This window comes from Pedobacter polysacchareus (assembly GCF_019802255.1).
Classification (GTDB): domain Bacteria; phylum Bacteroidota; class Bacteroidia; order Sphingobacteriales; family Sphingobacteriaceae; genus Pedobacter; species Pedobacter polysacchareus.
Window position 1 is genome coordinate 1 of the sequence record NZ_JAHYSS010000016.1, and the last position, 2,519, is coordinate 2,519.

Annotated in this window: 1 protein-coding gene; it reads right to left on the bottom strand. The window is 44.5% G+C overall.

The genetic code is table 11. The annotated features are described in order from the left end of the window. Positions 1 to 120 precede the first annotated feature (120 nt). Positions 121 to 1,941 carry a reverse transcriptase/maturase family protein gene (locus K7X70_RS24340; protein ID WP_222539522.1) on the bottom strand — a complete coding sequence of 607 codons (1,821 nt, stop codon included), beginning with the start codon at positions 1,939 to 1,941 and terminating at the stop codon, positions 121 to 123. Between the last annotated feature and the right edge of the window lie 578 nt (positions 1,942 to 2,519).

Sequence of the window (2,519 nt, forward strand, 5' to 3'; positions counted from 1 at the left end):
TCCTTTAGTAGGCTAGGCCAACAGCGCTTTGCCACCTTGCGGTGGTAAGTTTCTGCTAACCCGCCCCCGAACCGTACGTACATGTCTCCATGTATACGGCTCTCCATTGTCAACATAACTTTACTTGTCATAGCTTTTATGGATTAATGCATCACAATCGTGACAGACTGCGAGGGTTTTACGATGGCGTTTGATCATCACTGCATTCCATCTGGTGTCAGCTTTAAGCTGATTGATGTTACGTACGTGATGCATCACGAGGTCTCCCATTACACCGCATAGTTCACACTTTCTCTCTTTGAGCCTTTCCACAAGTGTGGGGGCAGGGAGATACATGGTGTTGGGTGTCTTGTCGTAGTGATTGTCCTCGTAGATGTCTGTGAAGGGTTTACATCTGAATCCACCATTATACCACACTCTTTGTTTCCCGTTGCCTTTATTATCCCTGTAGGGGATGACCACATCCGTCCCGTCTTTATACTTTTCTAGTATTTGTCCGACGGTTCTTTTGTGCTTACGTCCGAGCGTTTTGAGCATGCTATATTTCATGAAGTAATTGAACTTCCATCCCCGATAGCTGATATTGTCTGCGATGGAATAGTAGTTGTAGAATCCCCGCAATTCAAGATTGTATTGCGCCATGATATCTGCATCTTGCCTATTCACCATATACTTGCGAGACGATGGTTTAAGCGTTTGTTTCCTATTTACTTGTGTGATAAGCACAGCATTATAGGATTGAAGTCGCTTAAGTACGGTTTCGTAAGATAAATTTAAGACAATTGTTCCTGACCAGGGACGGCGCTGTAGTCCACATCGTGTACGCGTGTGGTCCATAGACCGGCGTGCATTGATTTCATATCCAAGGAATTTTGCGGGTTCTTGTGCGCTGGTAATCAAAGTCTTCTCTTCAGACATTTCCAAATTGAGTTTTTCACTCATGAAAGTCGTAATATCAGCTTTGATTTTCTCACATTCTCCCTTGCTGCCGATTACTCCGATGAGGAAGTCATCAGCATACCTTATGTACTTCAATCTTTTGAACGTGTCGTCGATGTCCCTTGTTGGTGGAATATCCAACATTTGCTTACGCATTTCGTCCATTTTCACTTTCAGTTCAGCTTTGCGGTTTTCATCCGTTTCTGCTTCCAGTTTCCATCGTAATGCATTTCTCTGATTCCGGTTACGCTGATACTCAGTGGTTAGTCTACGTGCTTTGCCTTTATTGAAACTTTCTGCATACTGTTTTACATACTTGTCGAACTTGTCAAGGTAGATGTTAGCCAGGATAGGACTAATAATTCCGCCTTGCGGTGTTCCTGAGTAGGTATTGTTGTATGTCCAGTTCTCAATATAGCCAGCATTCAGGAACTTACGGATTAAACGCAGGAAACGATCATCAGAGATACGTTCTCTGAGGATATCGATCATTACATTGTGGTTGATATTGTCAAAGAAGCCTTTGATATCGCCCTCAATGAACCATCGTGTTCCCTTGAATGTAACCTTAACATCCCTTAATGCCGTGTGGCAGCTTCTGTTGGGCCGGAAACCATGTGAAGAGTCTTCAAATTGCCCCTCATAGATGGCTTTCAGAATCATATGTACCACTTCCTGCACGAGTTTATCCTCAAAAGATGGAATGCCCAACGGGCGATTCTTTCCATTCTTTTTAGGTATATATACCCGACGGGCAGGATAAGGCTGATACGATTCGTCTCTCAGACTTGCCACAAGTTTCTGAATGCGGTCAACGCTCATTCTATCGACGGTTCTGCCGTCGGCGCCCGGCGTCATATTACCTTGATTGGCATATTTACGCTGATAGGCAATGAAGAACATTTCCTCGTTAAACAGAATTCGGTAGAGCCTTTGGTAACGGTAACCCGAATCTTTGCTATGTTCGCATAAAGCGTTTAATACTTGCTCTGGATCTCTCATACGTCTCACACGTTTTCCTTAGTTTGTATTAAGTTGACAACTGCTTCCCTTCGCCATGTACAGGGTGTTACCCTGCTCGGACTACTACGGAAGCTCCGTTTCCATATCGGGTATTCAGTATCTTCATACATAGCCCTTTTGAAAAAAATGGGCATCCCGACTTAGGAAATCCCCGTTTAGTTTCGTAATGACTGTTAGCGCGACAGACTGTCGGATGCGACTTTCGTTCTTTTCTCCGCTTATTGCGGTTGTGCCGTAGCAACGTTCTATGCTCTCATTGAGTACCTAACAAATGAGAGAGCTACGGTGTGACAATACAACTGCCTTTCGTCACAGATTCAACATGCCCCACTGAACTATCGTTAAACCAGTATAGGCTTCATCCTTGTGTCTGCCTTTCTCCCCAGCGATGCACTCGCTTTTGGCAATTAAAGCGGCCATGCTGCAACCGACATGCTACACTCCCTATTGGGTTTCCCCTCCAGATAAGTCGATCGGGAGTAGACTTGGAACCTAGTCTAGTCTCTTGCCAAAGAGACATTCATTACAAAACCTTTACGGGCGCACAATACTCATTC